The organism is Streptomyces sp. BBFR102 (genome assembly GCF_051397025.1).
Lineage (GTDB): Bacteria > Actinomycetota > Actinomycetes > Streptomycetales > Streptomycetaceae > Streptomyces.
Genome location: NZ_CP195757.1, coordinates 76699 through 95137, shown reverse-complemented (window position 1 = coordinate 95137; position 18439 = coordinate 76699). Strand labels below are relative to the sequence as shown.

14 protein-coding genes and 2 pseudogenes are annotated in these 18439 nt (G+C 73.1%); 5 read left to right on the top strand and 11 right to left on the bottom strand.

Annotation, left to right across the window (positions count from 1 at the left end; translation table 11 throughout):
- Positions 1–10: 10 nt before the first annotated feature.
- From ACSLIC_RS00410 to ACSLIC_RS00390, 5 genes are read right to left on the bottom strand one after another with little or no spacing between them, the layout of a single operon-like run.
- Positions 11–607, bottom strand: a complete 597-nt coding sequence (locus ACSLIC_RS00410; protein WP_436735662.1) for a hypothetical protein — start codon at positions 605–607, stop codon at positions 11–13.
- Positions 604–1914, bottom strand: coding sequence for a hypothetical protein (locus tag ACSLIC_RS00405; RefSeq protein WP_436735661.1), 1311 nt, complete (start codon positions 1912–1914; stop codon positions 604–606). Before ACSLIC_RS00405 ends, ACSLIC_RS00410 begins: the two co-directional genes overlap by 4 nt.
- A complete protein-coding gene (locus ACSLIC_RS00400; protein WP_436735660.1) occupies positions 1911–2705 on the bottom strand; it encodes an ABC transporter ATP-binding protein in 795 nt (264 codons plus the stop codon). The genes ACSLIC_RS00405 and ACSLIC_RS00400 overlap by 4 nt, the downstream gene beginning before the upstream one ends.
- 25 nt (positions 2706–2730) lie before the next feature.
- Positions 2731–3531 carry a hypothetical protein gene (locus tag ACSLIC_RS00395; RefSeq protein ID WP_436735659.1) on the bottom strand — a complete coding sequence of 267 codons (801 nt, stop codon included), beginning with the start codon at positions 3529–3531 and terminating at the stop codon, positions 2731–2733.
- Positions 3528–4067 (bottom strand): RNA polymerase sigma factor, encoded by a 540-nt coding sequence (locus ACSLIC_RS00390; protein ID WP_436735658.1) that lies wholly within the window; start codon positions 4065–4067, stop codon positions 3528–3530. The genes ACSLIC_RS00395 and ACSLIC_RS00390 overlap by 4 nt, the downstream gene beginning before the upstream one ends.
- Before the next feature lie 444 nt (positions 4068–4511).
- On the opposite strand from ACSLIC_RS00390, the pseudogene ACSLIC_RS00385 reads away from it, so the two are divergent.
- Both ACSLIC_RS00385 and ACSLIC_RS00380 read left to right on the top strand, forming a co-directional pair.
- Positions 4512–5131 (top strand): annotated as a pseudogene (locus ACSLIC_RS00385) (PAS domain-containing protein); the annotation flags it as partial.
- A 671-nt stretch (positions 5132–5802) separates the two neighbouring features.
- Positions 5803–7020 (top strand): FAD-dependent monooxygenase, encoded by a 1218-nt coding sequence (locus ACSLIC_RS00380; protein WP_436735657.1) that lies wholly within the window; start codon positions 5803–5805, stop codon positions 7018–7020.
- Between the two features lie 100 nt (positions 7021–7120).
- On the opposite strand, the gene ACSLIC_RS00375 is transcribed toward ACSLIC_RS00380, so the two are convergent.
- The 6 genes from ACSLIC_RS00375 to ACSLIC_RS00350 form a co-directional block, all read right to left on the bottom strand.
- Complete coding sequence (locus ACSLIC_RS00375; RefSeq protein ID WP_436740228.1) at positions 7121–7849, bottom strand: ABC transporter ATP-binding protein; 729 nt, start codon at positions 7847–7849, stop codon at positions 7121–7123.
- Between the two features lie 8 nt (positions 7850–7857).
- Positions 7858–8697, bottom strand: coding sequence for an ABC transporter ATP-binding protein (locus ACSLIC_RS00370; protein WP_436735656.1), 840 nt, complete (start codon positions 8695–8697; stop codon positions 7858–7860).
- Positions 8694–10736: an ABC transporter permease gene (locus tag ACSLIC_RS00365; protein WP_436735655.1), complete on the bottom strand. Its 2043-nt coding sequence runs from the start codon at positions 10734–10736 to the stop codon at positions 8694–8696. The genes ACSLIC_RS00370 and ACSLIC_RS00365 overlap by 4 nt, the downstream gene beginning before the upstream one ends.
- Position 10737: 1 nt before the next feature.
- Positions 10738–11937, bottom strand: a complete 1200-nt coding sequence (locus ACSLIC_RS00360; RefSeq protein ID WP_436735654.1) for an ABC transporter substrate-binding protein — start codon at positions 11935–11937, stop codon at positions 10738–10740.
- Between the two features lie 103 nt (positions 11938–12040).
- Positions 12041–12445 (bottom strand): roadblock/LC7 domain-containing protein, encoded by a 405-nt coding sequence (locus ACSLIC_RS00355; protein WP_436735653.1) that lies wholly within the window; start codon positions 12443–12445, stop codon positions 12041–12043.
- Positions 12445–14763 carry a sensor histidine kinase gene (locus ACSLIC_RS00350; RefSeq protein ID WP_436735652.1) on the bottom strand — a complete coding sequence of 773 codons (2319 nt, stop codon included), beginning with the start codon at positions 14761–14763 and terminating at the stop codon, positions 12445–12447. Before ACSLIC_RS00350 ends, ACSLIC_RS00355 begins: the two co-directional genes overlap by 1 nt.
- A gap of 867 nt (positions 14764–15630) precedes the next feature.
- Between ACSLIC_RS00350 and ACSLIC_RS00345 the strand changes: the two are divergent.
- The 3 genes and pseudogenes from ACSLIC_RS00345 to ACSLIC_RS00335 form a co-directional block, all read left to right on the top strand.
- Positions 15631–15696: pseudogene (locus tag ACSLIC_RS00345) on the top strand (RNA polymerase sigma factor); the annotation flags it as partial.
- 178 nt (positions 15697–15874) lie between these two features.
- Positions 15875–16726, top strand: coding sequence for an MBL fold metallo-hydrolase (locus tag ACSLIC_RS00340; RefSeq protein WP_436735651.1), 852 nt, complete (start codon positions 15875–15877; stop codon positions 16724–16726).
- Positions 16727–16888: 162 nt separating this feature from the next.
- Complete coding sequence (locus tag ACSLIC_RS00335) at positions 16889–17929, top strand: vWA domain-containing protein (RefSeq protein WP_436735650.1); 1041 nt, start codon at positions 16889–16891, stop codon at positions 17927–17929.
- Positions 17930–18439: the final 510 nt, after the last annotated feature.

The following is an 18439-nucleotide window of genomic DNA, read 5'->3' as shown; positions in this document are numbered from 1 at the left end:
CGCCGCCCGCTCAGACGTTCTCCGCCGACGTCCGGGGGAGCGGGCCCCGGCTCACGTAGGCGGCGAAACCCACCACGGCCAGCACCCCCGCGACCACGGCCGCGGGCCGGCTGTCGGCCGCCTGCGTCTGCCAGGCCAGCACCTCAGCAGCCGTACCCGTGCCCTGGAAGGCGGCCGCGCCGAGCGTCCACCCCAAGGGCAGGAACCACGACCGGGCGGTACCGGCGGCCACCGCCCCCAGGGCGGTCAGACCCAGCAGGCCGACCGTGTCCCGGACGACGGCACCGAACGGCCCGAAGCGCGTCGCGGTGAACAGCGTGACCACCAGGAGAGCGAGCACGCATCCGAGGATCGCCGTCAGGTGGAGCATCCGCAGCACCCCCCACCGCCTCGCCGCCGTACGGTCCAGCCTGTCGTCCTGGCCGCCGAGGGTGACGGTGAGGGCGGTCACCAGGAGCAGCACCGTCAGGGCGATCACGATGCCGCCCACCTCGCCCGCCCCCGCGGAGGCGGCCGTCAGCAGCCAGGTGAGGAAGGTGGCCGCGACCGCGCCGCCGACGGCGCCCGGAACCCGGCGCGAGCGCAGGAAGAGCCTCAGCCCGCTCATCGGGTGCTCCCGGTCAGCAGGCCGGTGGTGTCCTGGCACTGCTGCGCGGCCTGGTGGACGGCGGCCACCCGGGCGTCGGCCTCGGCCGGCTGAAGTGCCTTCAGCCCGTTCCAGAGGTCGACGGCCTCCGGGTCGTCGAGTTCGAGGCCGTCGGGGCCGGTGGTCGGTTCCCGGTCGAGCAGCCAGTGGGCCACGGCGGTGGCGACCGAGAAGTTCCGGGTGTCTCCGCAGCTGAGCGGCCCGGCGAACAGGCTGGTGAGCATCGTGGGTGCGAGCCGGTCCGGGTGGGCGAGGCGGCCGTCCGCGCCGACCTCGATCTCCATCAGCGCGATGTCGGCCCGCGGTGCCGGCGAGGTGGGAGGGAAGAAGGTCGTGGTGTCCTCGTGCGCCTCGGTGACCGACTTCACCGGCAGGAGTCCCAGGGCGTTCCGGGCTCTGGACGCCACTGCCGGCAGCAGCCCCTCGTGCACGCGGCTGACGCAGACCCGGGGGGTGTCCGCCGTGCAGACCTGTTCCTGGGCGACGGCGTCGAGCCTGCCGCGTTCGTAGGCGTCGCCGGTCGGCACGATCAGGGCGGTGGCCGTCGCCCCGACCACCAGCGGCACCAGCGCGACCGGTGTCAACCTGCGGTTGCGGACGGCGAAGAGCACGAAGGCGGCCACGGCGACCGCGCCCATCCATAGGGCCTGGGCGAGGCTGACCCCGCCGGCGACGGTGTCGTAGTCGCTGTACAGGCTCATCCCCATGGCCGGGGAGAACGCCGCCGTGACCCCGCCGTCCGGAAGAGTGCGGGGCGCGAACATCAGCAGCGCGAAGCCGGTCACGGCGAGCGCGGGCGCGGTGGCGAGGGCCGGCACCAGGCGTCCGACCGCCAGTCCCAGCCAGACCGAGGCGATCATCGCGACCAGCCCGGCGGCCACCACGGCGAAGACCGTCCCCGGCAGGTACTGGGCCGTGCCCGCGATCCGGGGCGCCGCCGCGAGGAGCACGAGCAGGTACGCGGCGACGACCGCGAGCCCGCTCACGACCAGGATCGGTATCACGCGCCGGGGCCGCGGCAAGGGGGTGCTGGCGAACAACTCCGCGATGTCGGCCCGGTGTTCGCGGTAGGACTGCCAGGCACCGGCCGCCATCGCGAGGGGCGCGAGGAATCCGAGGTACTCGCGCTCCGTCATGACCAGCGCCTGCCACCCGGCGGACCAGCGGCCCGCCGTGAGGTGGAGCACGGTCGCGCCGGTGACGGCGATGAGCAGGGCGGCGCCGAGCGCGGCGGACCGGCGCAGTTCGATGCTGAGAAGGCGTGTCATGCGTTGCTCCGGTGCTCACGCAGGAGCGCGGAGTAGCCGCGCTCGGCCGGACTGTCGCCGGCGTCGTCCTGGCCGCCACGGGCCATCAGGTCCTCGGGGGTGCTCTGGAAGAGGAGCCGGCCCTCGTTCATGAGGAGGACGTCGGTGCAGGCGGCGACGACGTCCTCGACGAGGTGGGTGGAGACCAGCACGCAACTGTCCGTACCGACGTCACGCAGCAGTTCGCGGAAGTCGAGCCGCTGCTCGGGGTCCAGCCCGACGGTGGGCTCGTCGAGCAGCAGCAGCTCGGGGTCGTTGACGATGGCCTGGGCGATGCCGGCCCGGCGCAGCATGCCGCCGGACAGCGCCTTCATCCTGGTGTCGGCCTTGGTGGTGAGGCCCACCCGCTCCAGCGCGCGTTGCACCGCGTCCGGCACGGCGGGTTTGGGCACCTCCTTGAGCCAGGCCATGTACTCGACGAACTCACGGACCGTGAACCGCGGGTAGAAGCCGAACTGCTGCGGCAGGTAACCCAGTTTGCGCCGTACCTCGCGCAGGTCGGCGCGGCCGTCGGCCCGCGTGCCGAGCAGCGTCAGGGAGCCGCCGGCGGGCTTGACGACGGTGGACAGGGCGCGCATCAGCGTGGTCTTTCCGGCGCCGTTCGGGCCGAGCAGACCGTGCACACCGGTCCGCAGGGCCAGGTCGAGGCCGTCGACGGCCAGGTGCCGGCCGGCTCGGACCCGCAGCCCCTCCGTGTGGACGCGCCAGGGATGGAGGGTGGGGGCCGTTTCGGCAGCGCTTGTCGCTCGCAAGGGGTCTCTCCTGTTCGAGGGTGGGTCAGTTGCCGCTGGAAAGGCGGCGGAAGTGCGTGGCGGCGAGGGCGGTGGCCAGGGCCAGGGCGACGCTCGCCACCGCCCAGCCGGTGTCGCTGCCCGGCTGGAGGAGCGGGGGGAGGGACTGGGTCGCCAGGCTCGGCAGCAGGACTGCCGCGGACCAGGCCGCTCCGAGACCGGCCGCCGCGCGCCGGACCCCGACGAAGGCGCCGAGCGCGAGGGCGGCCGTGGTGAACGCCAGGCACGGCAGCAGCGTGAGGGCCAGCGAGGTTCCGGTGCTCGCCCCTGCCAGCAGCAGCGCCGGGACCACGACGACCAGCACGGTGAGCGTCCGCCGCAACACCATGGCCAGGCCGGCCGCGGGCGTGGTGGCGATCAGCTCCCAGGCCGGGTCGATCCGCCGGCTCCAGGCCACCGCGACGCCGGGCAGCGGAGCCACCGGGGCCAGCAGCAGCACGAGGGACGGCAGGCTCGGATGGGCGAAGTCGAGGAGCACGCCGCAGCCCAGCACCGCGACGCTCACCGCGAGCCAGGGCAGCAGCGTCCAGGCGAGCCACCGCCGGTGCACCGCGACCGCAGGGGTACGGGCCCGGGCCGGTGCCGGGCTCGTACGCACCGCCTCGTCGAGTGAGACGGCGACCCGGTCGAGCAACTCCGTGGTGGTGGGGGCGAGGTTCTCGGCGAGCTGCGCGCGGCATCGCGCGCACACGTCGAGGTGGGCCTCGACCGACCAGAGCGCGGCGTCGTCGAGGCCGCTCCCGCCGGCCGCGTAGCGGGTCAGAACCGTCGTGGTGGGGTGAGTCATGAGAGTGCCTCCCGCAGTGCGATCCGGGCCCGCCGCGCGCGGGTCTTCACCGTGCCCTCCGGCATGCTGAGCAGTACCGCCGTCTGCCGGACCGACAGGTCGTCGAGCACCATCGCCTGCAGCACCTGCCGCAACTCGGGGGGCAGCCGCAGCAACGCCTGTTCCAGGTCCTGGTCGACGCGGGTCGCCATCACCTCGTCCTCGGCGGCCGGTGCGGTCTTCTCGACCGGTGCGACGCTCGGCACCCGCTCCTGGCGGGCGCGCCGGCGGAAGGCGTCGACGAGGCGGTTGGCGGCGATGGTCCACAGCCAGCCGACCGCACTGCCGTCGGTCACCGAGCCCGCGAAACTCCCGGCCGCCCGCCAGACCGCCAGATAGGTGTCCTGGAGCACGTCGGCGACGAGGTCGTCGTCACTGCAGCGGCGGCGCAGCCGCGTCGCCAGCCACGGTGAGGTACGCCGGTACAACGCGTCGAAAGCCGCCCGGTCACCACGGGCGACGCGACGGACGAGCTCTGCCTCGTCGAGGTCTGCCATTCTTTTCACGCCCGGAGAGACGAAGCGACCATCGATTCGGGTTCTCTGCCGGTTCGGCGCCGGGTCCGTGCCCCCGGGAGATCTCCTGGCCGCCGCCTGGACCGAGCCCGGCCTGACGGACCAGTTCCACCTCGGCGGCCTCGACGCCGAGTGCGCAGGGGCCGCACCGGCGACCCGTACGCGCCACGCACCCGATGTGCCGGCAGGAGCCAGCCCGGCGGCCACGTGGTGGACGCCGGAGCCTCGCACCTGGTCCGCGAACCACCCGCAGCACCTTCGAGCACGTCGGCCTCGACCGGCCGAAGCGCGTCGTCGCTCCGGGCCCGGTGCGCCCGGCCGCAGCGGGGACTCCCTGTGCCGACTCCGAGAACGGCCCGCCGGGAGCCGAGGTCGCGCGAGTCCGGTGCGGGGTCAGCGCAACCGTGTGTACGGCGCACGCGCCCGGTGCCTGCTCCGTGGGAGCGGCGCGGCACCGCCCGCCCGGCCGGCTCCACGGAGCAGGCCACCGTGCGCACGGAGGGGCTCGACCAAGCCGACGCCTACCTCGCCTGCCTCGACCCGTCCCTCACGATCCAGCAGGTCAACCAGGAGTTCGACCGCCGCTTCGGCGGACCGTCCGCCGGACTCTGCGGCAGCCGCTTCGGCGACCTCGTCCATCCGAGCGTCCAGCAGCCCCTCATGCGTCAGTTCGCGCGGATACTGGAGGGCGAAGACACCGCTTCGCCACCGAGGTCATCGCGGTCGGCCGTCAACACACCGCCTCCACCTTGCCGTTGAACGCGTCGGCGGTTAGTGGCGGCCGTACACCGGAGGTGGCCGCGATCCTCGTGGCGATGAACGCCGCGGACGAGGAGGCCGGGGACGCGGACGTCATGGCGCCGCGCAGGAAGCTCCTCAGCGAGATCGACGTGCGCATCCCGGAGGGCATGGCCGCCGGGGTCTCCACCGTCCCGCTCGCCTCGCGCCTCCACCTCGGCCGGCAGGGCGTGGAGTACCACGTCACCGGGCTGCTCCGGAAGCTCAAGGCGCCCCACCGCGCCGCCCTCGCCCTCACCCCCTACGCGGCCACTTCACCGCGCTGCTCGGGGAGGACGGGCGGGTGCGCGGGCCCGGCCTCCACCTGGAGTGCCTGGTCCGCGACGGCCGGAGCCTCTTCGGCGCGGCACTCGATCCGGACCGCGTGCGGGCACTCGCCCGCCGGGCGGTGCCGGAACGCTGGCCGCCGGACGGTCCGCATCACCGTGTTCGACCCGGACCTGGACCTGGGGAACACCGACGCGGACGTCCACCCCTCGCGTCCTGGTGACCGCCCGCCCCGCCGCTCTCGCCTTCACCCTTCCGATCCCCCATTCGTCCGCACCCCGGACATTCCCCCTGTAATTACTCCGGGTCAAAGGGGGGACGACGGAGCGCTCCGTGTAGAGGAAGGGAAAGCGGGAGGGAATGATTTCGTGTGCTTCGGGGCGGGCGGGCCGGGTGCGGAGCCCGGAGAGGGGGCCGGGCGCCCCGAAGCGCTCAGGAAGGCGCGAGATCTGCGGTATTCGCGTACGTCTGGAAGGAGTTGACGGCCGGTGGATGCCCTGGGCGGCCCCGGCGCGCGCCTCGATAAGGTGCGCGGGTGTCCTCGCCGCGGGTGAAGGGCGGCGACGCCCAGGACGGCTGATCGCCCGGCCTGACGCACCCGTGCGAAAAGGCCGGAATGGGCGCCGTAAGGCGAAGAAATGGGGAGCCAGTCATGCGTGGAGGCAGCATAGCCGTGGTCGGCGGCAGTATTGCGGGGTGTGCCGCGGCTCTGGCGGCGTCGCGCGGCGGAGCGGACAGGATCACCGTCTTCGAACGTGCCGACGCGCGACTTCGCGACAGGGGAGTGGGGATCGGCGTCCACGACGCCCGGTACGCCGAACTGCGCGACGCCGGATACCTGGCCGACGAGATGCCGTGGGCGCCGCTGAACCGCCGGGTGTGGAGCGTTGGCGACGGCGCCGCGGAGCACGGCAGGACCATCGGCACCCAGCCGTTCCCCTTCCGGGCCTACAACTGGGGTTCGCTGTGGAGCGAGTTGCGCCGCAGGGTTCCCCAGACGGCCACGTACCGGGCGGGCGCCAAGGTGGAAGCGGTGGAGCAGGACGCCGACGGGGTGACGGTGCGCCTCGCCGACGGGCAGCGGGACCGCTTCGACCTGGTCATTGGCGCGGACGGCTACCGTTCCGTGGTCCGGGAGGCCATGTACCCGGGCACCGGCGCCGTGTACGCCGGCTACATCGGCTGGCGCGGCACCTCTCCGGACGTCTCGGGCCTGCCCTCCGACGGCCTGGACGCGCACAACATCACGTTCCCCGGTGGCCACTGCATGGCCTACCGCATCCCGGACGGCGCCGGCGGCCACCGCCTGAACTGGGTGCTCTACACGGTGCCCCCGCAGGCCGACGGCCTCCACCCCGACCTGCGGACCCCGACATCCTTGCCACCGGGCCGGCTCAACGCGGAACTGACGGAGCACTTGCGCGCCCTGGTGACCGAGCACTTCCCGCCCTTCTGGGCCGCCAAGCTCCTCTCCACCCCCGCCGAGACGACCTTCATCCAGCCCATCTACGACCTGGACGTGCCGCACTACGCCACCGACCGCCTGGTGCTCATCGGGGACGCCGCCAGCGTGGCCCGGCCCCACCTCGGCGCCGGCAGCGTCAAGGCCCTCCAGGACGCCACCGCGCTGGAGGCCGCCTGGGTGGCCGGGGACGACTGGAAGGAGATCCTGGAGGGCTACCACGCCGCCCGCGGCCCCGTCGGCACGGCCATGGTGGGGCTCGCCCGCAGGATGGGCGCCGCCCAGGTCGAGTCCACCCCCGACTGGGCGGCGATGGGCCAGGCGGAGTTCGACGCCTGGTGGCAGGAGCAGAACAACGGCTCCGACCGGCGCAGCGGCTTCGGCGGACACAGCCTCAAGCCGCGGTAGCCGGGAAGGCCCCGACGCGAGGGGGCGGCGGCCGGGTCTCCGGCCCCGCCCCCCTCACGTGGTCGCGGTCCCCGGAACTGCCCGCCCCGGGACCGCCGCCTCAGGCCCGGGCCGGGGACAGTTCGAGCGCGGCGTTCAGCGCGGTGGCGTCGGCGCGGGCTGCCTCGCCGTCCGAGCGCAGGGCCGCCCGCCCCGAGGTGAGCACCGTGAGGCGGTCGGCGCAGCGGACCGCCTGCGCCGGGCTCGGGGAGACCAGGAGCACCGCGATCCCCTCCCCGGCCAACGTCGTCACCAGCTCGTACACCTGCTGGACCAGGGCGGGCGCGAGGCCCTCGGTCGGTTCGTCGAGGAGCAGCACGCTCGGCGAGGCCAGCAGGGCGCGGGCCAGCGCCAGCATCTGCTGTTCACCGCCGGACAGGCTGGCGCCCCGGTGACCGAGGCGTTCGCCCAGCCGGGGCAGCAGGTCCAGGACGCGCGCGGGCGTCCACAGGCTGGGGCGCGCCGCACCGCCGGAGCGCGTCGGGCGGTGGGAGAGCCGCAGGTGTTCGGCGACCGTGAGCCCCGCGAACACCCGGCGGCCCTGCGGCACCAGGCCGATCCCGGCGCGGGCGATCCGGTGCGCGGGCAGCCCCGTCACGTCCCGGCCGCCGAGCCGCACCGCCCCGGCGCTCGGGCGCATCAGCCCGGCCACGGTGTGCACGAGGGTCGTCTTGCCCGCGCCGTTGTGCCCCACGACGGCGTGCACCGCGCCGGCGGGGACCGACAGGTCGAGCCCGTGCAGGACGGTGCCGCCGTGGTAGCCCGCGGTCAACCCGGTCAGTTCGAGCATCGCGTCGCTCACCTTCTCGTGGTCGTGCCGGAGGTGGCGGGTGCGGAAGTGCCGCCGTCACCCAGGGGCGCGGGCGCGGCGCCGGCGCCGCGGTAGGCGTCGCGGACCGACGGGTGCGCGAGCGCCTCCCCGGTCGGCGCGGTGACCAGGACGCGCCCGGCGGCCAGCACGGTCACCGTCTGCGCGAAGTGGGCGACGACCTCGACGTGGTGCTCCACCAGGATCACCGCGACGCTCTCCGGGAGCCCGTCGAGGATGCCGAGCAGCCGTCCGATGTCGCCGTCGGTCAGTCCGGCCGCCGGCTCGTCCAGGAGCAGCAGCCGGGGCTCGCTCGCCAGGGCGGCGGCCAGGTCGAGCATGCGCCGCTGTCCGTGGGAGAGCCGGGAGGCCGGCCAGCGCGCGGCGTCGGCGAGACCGACGGCCTCCAGGTGGTGGCCGGCCGCCGCGGCCCGCGCGCGCAGCCGCGCGGGCCGGCGCCAGGCTGCCCGCGCGGCTGCGCCGTGCGGCCAGCCCGCCAGGACCACGTTGTCCAGCACCGTCAACTCACCGATCACCGTGGGCTGCTGGAAGCTGCGGGCGATGCCGGTGCGACTGCGCCGGGCGGTGCTCGTACGGGTCACGTCCGCCCCGCCCAGCACGATGGAGCCCCGGTCGGGCCGGTCGGTCCCCGCGATCAGGTTGAGCAGGGTGGTCTTGCCCGCGCCGTTCGGTCCGATGACGGCGTGCCGGGCCCCCGAAGGGAGCCGCAGACTCACCTCGTCGACGGCGGTGAGGCTGCCGAACGCGCGGGTGACACCGGTCAGTTCCAGTGCCGCGTCCGGGCGGGCCACGGTCTGTGCGGACGTCATGGGGCCTTCCCGGCAGGGCTCGGAGCGGGGGCGGACGAGGGGGAGGAAGCGAGGGGAGGCCGCTCCACGGGGCCACGAGGGACGGGCCCCGCCTCCTCGCCGCCGGCGGTGCCGCGCAGTCCCGCCAGCCCCCGGGGCAGCAGGTACACGGCCGCGACGAAGAGCCCCCCGAGCAGCAGCGGCCCGTGTCCGGGCCACGCACCGGCCACCCAGTCCCGGGTGGCGACGATGAGCCCGGCGCCGAGGAGCGCGCCGATCACGGACGTCGTCCCGCCGATGACCACCGCCAGCAGCGCGAACGCCGCGATCTCGAACCCGACGTCGGCGGGGGAGAGGTACTGCTGGACGGTCACCATCACCGAACCGCCGATGCCCGCCAGCGCGCCGGCCCCGATGTAGGCCACCAGCAGGTAGCGCCACACCGGGTGTCCGGAGGCGCGCATCCGCGCCTCCGCCCCGCGCGCCCCGGTCAGCAGTCTGCCCGCCGGGGAGCGGAGCACCAGCAGGGTGGCGGCGAGGGCGACGGCCGCCACGACGAGGGCGTAGGTGTACAACTCGCCTTCCTCGGACATGCCCTCCCCGCCCCACAGCGCCCGCGTGGCCGGGAAGCCGACGAGGCCGTCGGCGCCGCCCGTGACGGACTTCAGCTGGTTGACGGCCGCGCTCGTCAGCTCGCCGACGGCCAGCGTGATCATGAGCACGGTCGTGCCGCGGGCCCGGATCACGGCGGGTCCGGTGACCGCGGAGAACACCGCGGCGGCGAGCGCCGAGAGGAGGACCTGCACGGGGCCCGTGGTCCAGCCGGCGGACGCCAGGTTCGCCGTCGTGTAGGCCCCGACCGCGAAGGGGGCGGTCTGCCCGAGCGTGGGCAGCCCCGCGTAGCCGGTCAGGACGGTGACGCTGACGGCGAGCAGCCCCAGCGCCAGCGCCGAGCCGGCCAGCGAGATGGTGTACGCGTCGAGCAGTGCCGGCAGGGCCAGGAGCGCCGCGCACAGAACGAGCAGGGGAGCCGCCCGCCGCCAGGCGGCACCGGAGAGGAGCCGAGCGCGTCCCGACGGCGCCCCGGCCGCGGTCGGGGACGACGCGGCCGTACGGCGGGCCCCGCGCAGCCGGGCGCCGAGGCGGCCGACGAGCCGGCCCAGCGGGTCCGGGGCCGGTCCGTCCGTGCCGTGCCCGGTGGCCGGCTCCGCGAACCGGGACCGCAGCACCAGGACCGCCGCCATCGCGGCGAACAGCAGGTACGGAGCCAGCCCCGGCGCCACCGAGACACCGAGCGTCTGGACCTCGCCGACGCCGATCGCCGCGAAGAACGTCGCCCACAGCGAGCGCAGCCCGCCGAGTACGACCACCACGAGGGAGAGCATCAGCACGGTCTCGGCCGTGCCCGGGCCGGGGCCGATGATCGGGGCTCCGAGGACCCCCGCGGCGCCGGCCAGCGCGCCCGCGGCGGCGAGCACGCCGAGGTGCACCGTCCGGGGGCTGTACCCGGTGGCCGCGAGCATCTGCGGGTCGTCGGCGGCGGCGCGCACCGCCGCACCCACCCGGGTCCGGACCAGCACCCAGGTGCCCAACGCCGCCAGCAGCACCGCCATCACGATGAAGCAGAGCCGGTAGGCCGGGTAGCGGTGGCCCAGCAGCGACACCGAGGAGTCCAGGGCCGCGGGGACGCGCACCGGCAGATCGTCGGCCCCGAAGAACTGGATGAGCAGGTCACCGCCGATCAGGGCGAGACCGAAGGTCAGGAGTGCCTGGGCGAGGTGCCCGCGCCGCGCCAGCGGGAACGAGGCGGCGGACAGGCCCGCCCCCACCAGGCAGGCGGCGGCGGTTCCGGCGCCCAGCCCGAGGACGAGGCCGCCCCAGGTCCCGTCGCTCAGCTCGGCCCCCGTGTACGCGCCGACCGCGTACAGCATGCCGTGGGAGAGGTTGAGCACGCCCGCGGTGCCGAAGGCGAGGCTGAGGCCGGAGGCGACCACGAACAGCAGCAGCCCGTAGGCCACCCCGTCCACCGCCGGCACGAGGTGGGCGTCGAGGAGTCCCATGTCAGCCGCCGAGTGTGGCCAGGTCCTCGACCATGACGTTGGCCAGCTGGTCACCGTCCGGACGTACCTGCCGCAGGTACCAGCTCTGCACGGGGGAGTGCGCCTTCTCGCCGAACTCCCAGGCACCGCGCGGGCTGTCGATCTGGCCGAGGCCGTCGATGGCCTTGTTGACGGTCTGCGGGGTCACCTCGCCGGCCTTCGCGGCGTCCGCGACCGCCTTGTCCAGCACGGCCGCGGCGTCGTACGAGGACATGGCGTAGGTGGTGGGCTGCGAGTCGTGCTTCGCGGTCCAGTCCGCGACGAACTCGCGGTTGGCGTCGTTGTCCAGGTCGGCCGCGTAGTTGAGGACCGAGTAGATGTCCTTCGCCGAGTCGCCCTGGGCCTGGAGCACGCTGCCCTCGGTGACGAACGCCGTGTAGAGCGGCAGGTGGGCGACGTCCGACTGCGCGTACTGCTTGGCGAAGTCGATGGCGGCCTTGCCGGCGTAGAAGCAGTACACGGCCTTGGCGTCCGTCTTGGCGATCTCCGCGAAGTACGGCATGAAGTTCGTGGTCTTCGGGAACGGCGTCCACGTGGTCTTGCCACCGGGGTTGGCGAGCTTGCCCTTCACCCGCTCGAACTCTTCGGTGAAGCCGCGCAGTTCGTCGTAGCCGCCCTGGTAGTCCGGGCCGATCGCGTACACCGGGCCGTCGACCTTCTCCTTGATGTACGGGGCGATGGCCTTGCCCGGCTCGTCGGACATGAAGCTCGTCGTCCAGATGTACTCGAGGTTCTTGACGGGCGGCCGGGCGTTGGACCCGAGGAAGGGGATCTCGGCCTGCTCGACCAGGGGGAGGACGGCGTTGACCGAGCCGCCGCTGACGAAGCCGGTCAACACGTCGACCTTGTCCTTCTTGACCAGCTTGGTCGCCGCGGGCACGGCGGTCGGCGGGCCGTCCCCCTCGTCGGCCACGATCAGCTCGACCTCACGGCCGCCCAGCTTGTTGCCGTGGGTCTCCAGGTACAGCTCGAAACCGGCCCGCAGCTCGGTGCCGACCGGCTTGTAGGTGCCGGAGAGCGAGGCGACGAGGCCGACCTTCAGCTTCCCGTCGGCGTCGCCGCCACCGGAGCACCCGGTGACCGCCGCCAGGCCGAGGGCGAGGGCACTGGCGCCGAGCGCCCGGATTCTGCGGCGGGAGGAAGGGGGCCTGTGAAAGGACATGGGGGTCTCCATCGGGGGAGGGGGTGGGATCACGGGGGGTGTGCGGGCCGGGCGCGCGGCGGCACGGCAACGGCGCGCCGCGCGCCCGTACGGAGCGGCCGGGTCAGTTCGAGGGCTGGGCGTGCGGCTCGCGGATCTGCGGCGAGAGGGAGTCGCCGACCTGGTTGATCAGCTCGGCCATCATGTAGCTGACCTCGCCGATGTCGGCGTCCCGGGTGGTCGTCACCAGCAGGGAGGCGCCGGTGGAGACGGCCATGGAGAACATGTAGCCGCCCTCCATCGCGGTCAGGCTGTGCTCCACGGGGTCGGTCCCCGTCGACTGCGCGGCCGCGGACAGCAGGTTCACGATGCCGGAGGCGATGGCGGCGAGCCGGTCGGCCTCGTCGCGGTCCAGACCGGCGTAGGCCAGTGCCAGCCCGTCCACGGACACGGCTATCGCCCGCGTGACCTCCGGGATGCGCCCCGTGAAGTCGCCCAGGATCCAGCTCAGTTCGGTGGGTTCGTTCATCACTTGCTCCGTTCGGTGTTGCCGTCGTCGGTGGGCCGACCGTGGCGGGTCGTGCTCCTGTTGACGCCCTGGGCGTAGGCCGCCAGAACGTCGGACACCTGCCGGGAGTCCCGGCGGCGCGGCGGCTTCCGGGGGCCGGTGGCCCCGGGACGCCGCTCGGCGTTCTCACGCTTGCCGGCCGTGGGCCACTGCTGCGGCGCGTTGCGCTTGCGGACCGGCAGGCCGGAGGCGCTGACCCCGGCGACCCGGCCGGCCGGCTCGCCCGCCGGGGGTACGGCAGGTGCCGCGCCCGGTTCCCGCTGCGCCACCGCGGCCGTTTCCGGCCGGTGGGGAGCCTCCCGGCGGGCGGGCCGGGGACGGCCCCCGGCGAGGTCCGTGCCGGGCCTGCCGGGCGCGGCACCCGTCTCCCAGGGCGGTGCGGCGGCGTCCCGTTCCAGCGTGACCAGCACGCCCGGGGGCAGGGTGATCTCGGCGATGGTGCCGGGGCCGGAGGAGTCGCGCAGTTCCACGACGATGCCGTGGCGGGCGGCGAGCCGCGCCACCACGTGCAGACCCATGAAGCGGACGTCGCCGACACCCGCCCGCGGTTCGCGCAGGGCGGCGTTGTGGACGGCACGGCGGTCGGGCGGGATACCCACGCCCTCGTCCACGATCTGCACGACCGCCTGCTCCCCCAGCCGCCAGACGGTGACGCCCACCGGTGAGGCCGGGGAGGAGAAGCGGGTCGCGTTGTCGAGCATCTCGGCGAGGATGTGGGCCACGTCGTGGACGGCGCGGGCGGCGATGCCGACGTCCGCCTCGACGACGCCGAGCGACACCCGTTCGAAGCGCTCGATCTGCTGTGCCGCGGCCATGACGACCGTGGAGCAGTCGACGTCGTCGGTCCGCACCCGGCCGTGCCCGTACCCCCCCAGCACCAGGATGTTGTTGGTGTTGCGCTCCATGCGGACGGCGAGGTGGTCCAGGGCGAAGAGGGTCTTCATCCGCTCGGGGTCGGCCTCGTCGCGCTGCACGGTGTCCAGCTCCGACACCATGATGCTGGTGAGCTGCGCGCCGCGGCGGGCGACCCCGACCAGGGTCTCCGCGAACTGCGCGTGGATGTGGGCCTGTTGGGCGGCAAGCCGGACGGCCTCGTGGTGCACGGCGTTGAACGCCTCACCGACCTCGCCGATCTCGTCGTCCCCCGTCGCCTCCACCGGATCGCCGGTCCGCTCGGCGACCTCCTCGGGCGTGGCGCCGCGCAGGGCGCCGGGCTGGGACAGTTCGCTCATCACGGCGGGCAGACCGGTCTGGGCGACGCCGCGCGCGGCGTTACGCAGACCGTGCAGGCGGCGGATCATGACGCGACCGAGGCGGAAGGCCACGACGACGGCACCGACCAGGGTCAGCACCACCAGGACCAGTTCGCCGCCGGCCGTCCAGAAGAGCAGGGTGCGCTCGGCGGCGACGGTCTCGTGGACCGAGGCGTCGATCCGCTTCTCCACCGACCTGAGCAGTTCCTGGCGGTCGGCCGACGCCTCGCGCCACTGCTTCGGGGTGACGTCGATCTCCCGGTCGGTGCCGGTGCGGCTGATGCGGTCCTCGAGTCTGCGGGCCTCCAGCGCCTTCTCGCCGGAGAGGGTGCGCTCCAGCCAGGTCCGCCACTCGCCGGGGCCGAGGCCGTACAGGACTCCGATGGACTCGGTGTAGCCGAGGCGGTCGGCGTCGAAGGTCCGTCGCGAGGCGGTCGTGAAGCCGCCCGTGGCCTGCGCGCGCATGACCGTGACCTGCTCCTGCGCCGTGTACTCGGCGGCTTCGGAGAGGGCCGCGGCTGCGCGGACCCGGTCGGCGATGTCGGCGTCGACGCCGTCCGCCTGGGCGATGCCGTCCCGGTAGGCGATGAGGTCGGCGATCACGATCCGGTAGCCGAAGACGAGCGCGGAGATGGTGCTGCTCCCGGAGCGCGCCTGGGCGCGCAGGGACACCAGCTTCTCGACGGAGCGCTCGATGCGGTCCAGCGTGACCCGGGCGTTGTGGGGTACCTCGGACAGGTCCGCGATCCCCTGACGGAATCGGATGACGCTCCGGTCGGTCGCCTCGGAACTCTCACGGAAGGCGTCCAGGTCTCCCTGGCCGGAGACGAGCGCGGTCGCGGCGGCCCGTTCGCGCTGAAGATGTCCGGCCAACTCCGCCGCCCCCGCAGCGGCTTCGACCATGGCGGTCAGCCGGCCGGCCTGGAGCGCATGGCTGGCCGCCGGGGCCAGAGCCAGGCCCGAGAAGGTGACGGCCACCACGAGGGGAGCGGCCACGAGCAGGGCGAGGCGGCGATTGATTTTCACTGAACGGCTCCAGCGCAGGAACCGGTGTGGAGTATCGGTGACACGCAGATACCTAGGGATGGAAGGGGAAGTGGGGGTGGAGCCGGCACACCGCGCGCGTCGTCAGGAGAGGGCGGACGGGGCAGCGATGGCGCGGCCTGATCCTACGTGGTAGTCAGTGACCGCGGATGTACGCATTGTTGAGAATTCCGAGCGCTCCAGCGCACATGATCACCTCGATTTGATCACACGTGGCGTCGGTGTCGAACCCTCAAGTCACGCTGGAGAAGGGGTGGTTGAGTGTCCGGTGGGTGTTTTCAGGCCCTTCGGGCCGCCGTCCGGGGTCGCTTCGGGTGCGTCACCTGCGCACGGAGCCCGAGCACGTCAAGCGCCGCTACGTGAAGGCGGCGTGACGACCCGGCAGGTAGCTTCACAAGCGGTTCACTCGCGTCCTGTGCCGGTGCGTCGAAGGCCGCGCGTACGCCCCGCGACCTCCCTCGGCTCGCGCAGTCGCCGGGTGCCGACGCGAAAGTGCACGTGAGAGGGGGTTCGGCCGCATCCAGGGACGGTGCCGAAGGCCGCCGAGCGGGCGCGGGGCGCGCCTGCGGACCGGGGACACCGTGAGGGAAACACCTCAAGGATGTGAGAAGTGCATGGTCCCAAAGGGCGCCTCCCGGCCGGTTCAGGCCACCCGGCCGGGGTCCTGCGGGACGGGGTCGCCCCCCGTCGACACGGTGTCGCGCAGGAGCCGCATCGCCGTGAGCGCGTCCTGAGGGGAGGGGCGCACGGCCAGGCGCCTGGGCCGTGAGACGAGCAGCGCGGAGGGCCGGCTCACGGCACGAGGCCCACTCGCTCGACGCCGTGCACATCAGCGACGTCCTGGACCGCATGTCCGAGGCTCACCGCCAGGTGCTGACCCTGCGCGTCCACGGCCTGAACCAGGGGGAGATGGCCGAGACCCTCGCCCTTCCCGTCGGCACGGTCCGCTCCCGGCTCCACCGGGCCCGCCGCCGCTTCCAGGAGGCGTGGCAGCCCACAGCCGCCTGCCCGCCGGCGACGGCCGTCTCACGAAGCGGACTCCCCACTCCTCCGCCCCCTGTTACGGTCAGCTGTGGCCGACAGCGAGGCACCCGTGATCTCGACATACTTCGGGACGTCGACCATCCACGTCACCGACGGCCGGTCGAGCCTCCTCGTCGACGGCTTCCTGACCCGCCCCCCGCTACTGCGGGTGGCGCTCGGGCGCATCGCCTCCGATAGCGGACGGATCGCCTCCGCCCTCGCGCGAGGCGACGTCACGCGGCTGGACGCGCTGTTCGTCGCCCACTCCCACTACGACCACGTCCTGGATTCCGCGGAGGTCGTCAGACTCCTCGGCGGTGGACTCCACGGCTCGCACTCCACCCTCAACGTGGGCCGTGGAGCCGGACTCCCCGAGCGGTCGATGACCGTGATCCACGACGGCGACCGGATCACCGTAGGCGCGTTCACCGTCCGCGTCCTCGAAGGACCGCACAGCCCCGGCGACCGGTACCCCGGCACGATCGACACCCCTCTGGTGCCACCCGCCAAGGCCCGCGACTACCGCACCGGCAACTGCTACTCGTTCCTGATCACCCACCCCACCGGAACGATGCTCATCCACCCGAGCGCGAACTACACACCCCACAAGTACGACGGTCTGGACGTCGACTTCCTCTACCTGGGAGTCGGCGCGCTCGGTGCCCGGACGCGGCGTTTCCAGGACGCCTACTGGCACCACGTCGTCGAGGCGACCCGCCCCGGCCACATCGTTCCGATCCACTGGGACAACTTCGGCCGCCCCCTCACCAGGAAGCTCCGCCCTCTGCCTTTCCTCTTCGACAGGTTCCGCCGCACGAGGAGACTCCTCGACCGCAGGACGGCCGCCGACGGCATCCCCTGGCACTTCCAGCAGCCCTTCGAACCCCTCACGCCCTTCCGCCTCCGCGAACCCGGACGCTGACACCCCCTCAATGCCGAAGAACCCGTGGGCCCCGGGTACGCGCACACGGCGCCCACCGCCCGAACCCGTCCCACTGTCCACGCGATCCGGCGCGGGCCAAGATCGACTGTCAGTGGCGGGTGGCACGGTAGGGACATCGAGTCGGAACGAGGGGGAGTTCTCATGTCCGGGAGCCAGAACTACATCAACCACGTCGCTCTTGTGCTGGACGCCAGTTCGTCCATGTCCCGCCTGAGTGGCAAGGTCGTCGAGGTCGCCGATCAGCAGATCGCCTATCTGGCGCGCAGGTCGCAGGAGTTGGACCAGGAGACCCGCGTCACGGTCTACGTCTTCGCGAACGAGGTGGAGTGCGTCATCTACGACAAGGACGTGCTGCGGATGCCTTCGCTGCAGCAGATGTACCGGGTCGGCGGAATGACGGCCTTGTTGGCGGCCACGCTGAAGTCGCAGCGGGAACTGGCGCAGACGGCGCAGCTGTACGGCGACCACAGCTTCCTGACGTTCGTCCTCACCGACGGGCAGGAGAACGCGAGCCAACGCTGCTCGGACACCCCCGCCCGGGACCCGCGCGCCCTGGTCAAGGCGGTCGCCGACATGATCGCCACGCAGGAGGACAACTGGACGCTGGCCGTTCTGGTGCCCGACCAGATGGGCAAGCGCGAGGCCATGCAGTACGGATTCCCGAAGGACAACATCGCCATCTGGGACGCCACCAGCACGCAGGGCCTCCACGAGGCGGGACAGGTCATCCAGGAGGCCACCGAGAAGTTCATGGTGGGCCGCACCCAGGGCATCCGGGGGTCGCGAGCGGTGTTCTCCACCGGTGCGGAAACTGTCAACAAGGACACCATCAAGGCCGCCGGTCTCGCCCCGGTCGACCCGTCGGCGTACGAGCTGATGCCGGTGACCCGCGACGCGGCGATCCGTGACTGGGTCATCGAATGCGGACACGTATACCGCACCGGCGGGGCGTTCTACCAACTGAGCAAGTCGGAGAAGATCCAGGCCCGCAAGCAGATCTCGGTGCTGGAGAAGAAGACGGACCGCGTCTACACAGGCCCCGAGGCCCGAGCCCTGCTCGGCCTGCCCGACGTGGAGGTCCGCATCAAGCCGGACCACAACGACGACTTCACGATCTTCGTGCAGAGCACCAGCGTGAACCGGAAGCTCGTGCCGAACACGCGCCTGCTCCTCATGCTCTGACACCGGGTCCCCCTTCGCGGGCCCCGGGAGACCATTCCCCCATCGAGCCGCCCTCCCCCGCATCCGTCGTCGCCCGGAGCGCCGCTGGCTGCGGGCGGCTCGGCCTGCGCGCCCTGGACTCGTGGAAAGCGCAGGGCTGTTGGCCTCATCGACGGTGCCGGGTGTCCTTCGCGGCAGCAGCCGGGTGCACCCACCCCCCCCGCGTGCGGCTGGCCGAAGGTGTCGAGGTGCGGGTTGGCTGGGAGTGGGGTACAGTTGATCTTGAAGGCGCCGGGCCGTTTCGATGGTGTGGTTGCCAGTGCGTTGGTGGTCCAAGGAAAGACGCCCCGCTTCCTGCGGGGAGATGCAGGTGCAAGGCCTGCCCAGCGCTCCACGAGAAGGGCCTCGTTCCTGTCGCGACAGGAACGAGGCCCTTTGTCGTAGGCCACCGGCGCGTGGGCTCGTGGGAGCGGTCTGCATGAGCAGACCGAGCGTCGGCACCGTGACGAGAAACCCGTCCACTCGTGGATA

Coding starts and splice junctions, on each gene's coding strand:
- ACSLIC_RS00410 (WP_436735662.1), bottom strand. CDS start 607: ATGAGCGGGCTGAGGCTCTTCCTGCGCTCGCGCCGGGTTCCGGGCGCC.
- ACSLIC_RS00405 (WP_436735661.1), bottom strand. CDS start 1,914: ATGACACGCCTTCTCAGCATCGAACTGCGCCGGTCCGCCGCGCTCGGC.
- ACSLIC_RS00395 (WP_436735659.1), bottom strand. CDS start 3,531: ATGACTCACCCCACCACGACGGTTCTGACCCGCTACGCGGCCGGCGGG.
- ACSLIC_RS00390 (WP_436735658.1), bottom strand. CDS start 4,067: ATGGCAGACCTCGACGAGGCAGAGCTCGTCCGTCGCGTCGCCCGTGGT.
- ACSLIC_RS00380 (WP_436735657.1), top strand. CDS start 5,803: ATGCGTGGAGGCAGCATAGCCGTGGTCGGCGGCAGTATTGCGGGGTGT.
- ACSLIC_RS00375 (WP_436740228.1), bottom strand. CDS start 7,849: ATGCTCGAACTGACCGGGTTGACCGCGGGCTACCACGGCGGCACCGTC.
- ACSLIC_RS00370 (WP_436735656.1), bottom strand. CDS start 8,697: ATGACGTCCGCACAGACCGTGGCCCGCCCGGACGCGGCACTGGAACTG.
- ACSLIC_RS00365 (WP_436735655.1), bottom strand. CDS start 10,736: ATGGGACTCCTCGACGCCCACCTCGTGCCGGCGGTGGACGGGGTGGCC.
- ACSLIC_RS00360 (WP_436735654.1), bottom strand. CDS start 11,937: ATGTCCTTTCACAGGCCCCCTTCCTCCCGCCGCAGAATCCGGGCGCTC.
- ACSLIC_RS00355 (WP_436735653.1), bottom strand. CDS start 12,445: ATGAACGAACCCACCGAACTGAGCTGGATCCTGGGCGACTTCACGGGG.
- ACSLIC_RS00335 (WP_436735650.1), top strand. CDS start 16,889: ATGTCCGGGAGCCAGAACTACATCAACCACGTCGCTCTTGTGCTGGAC.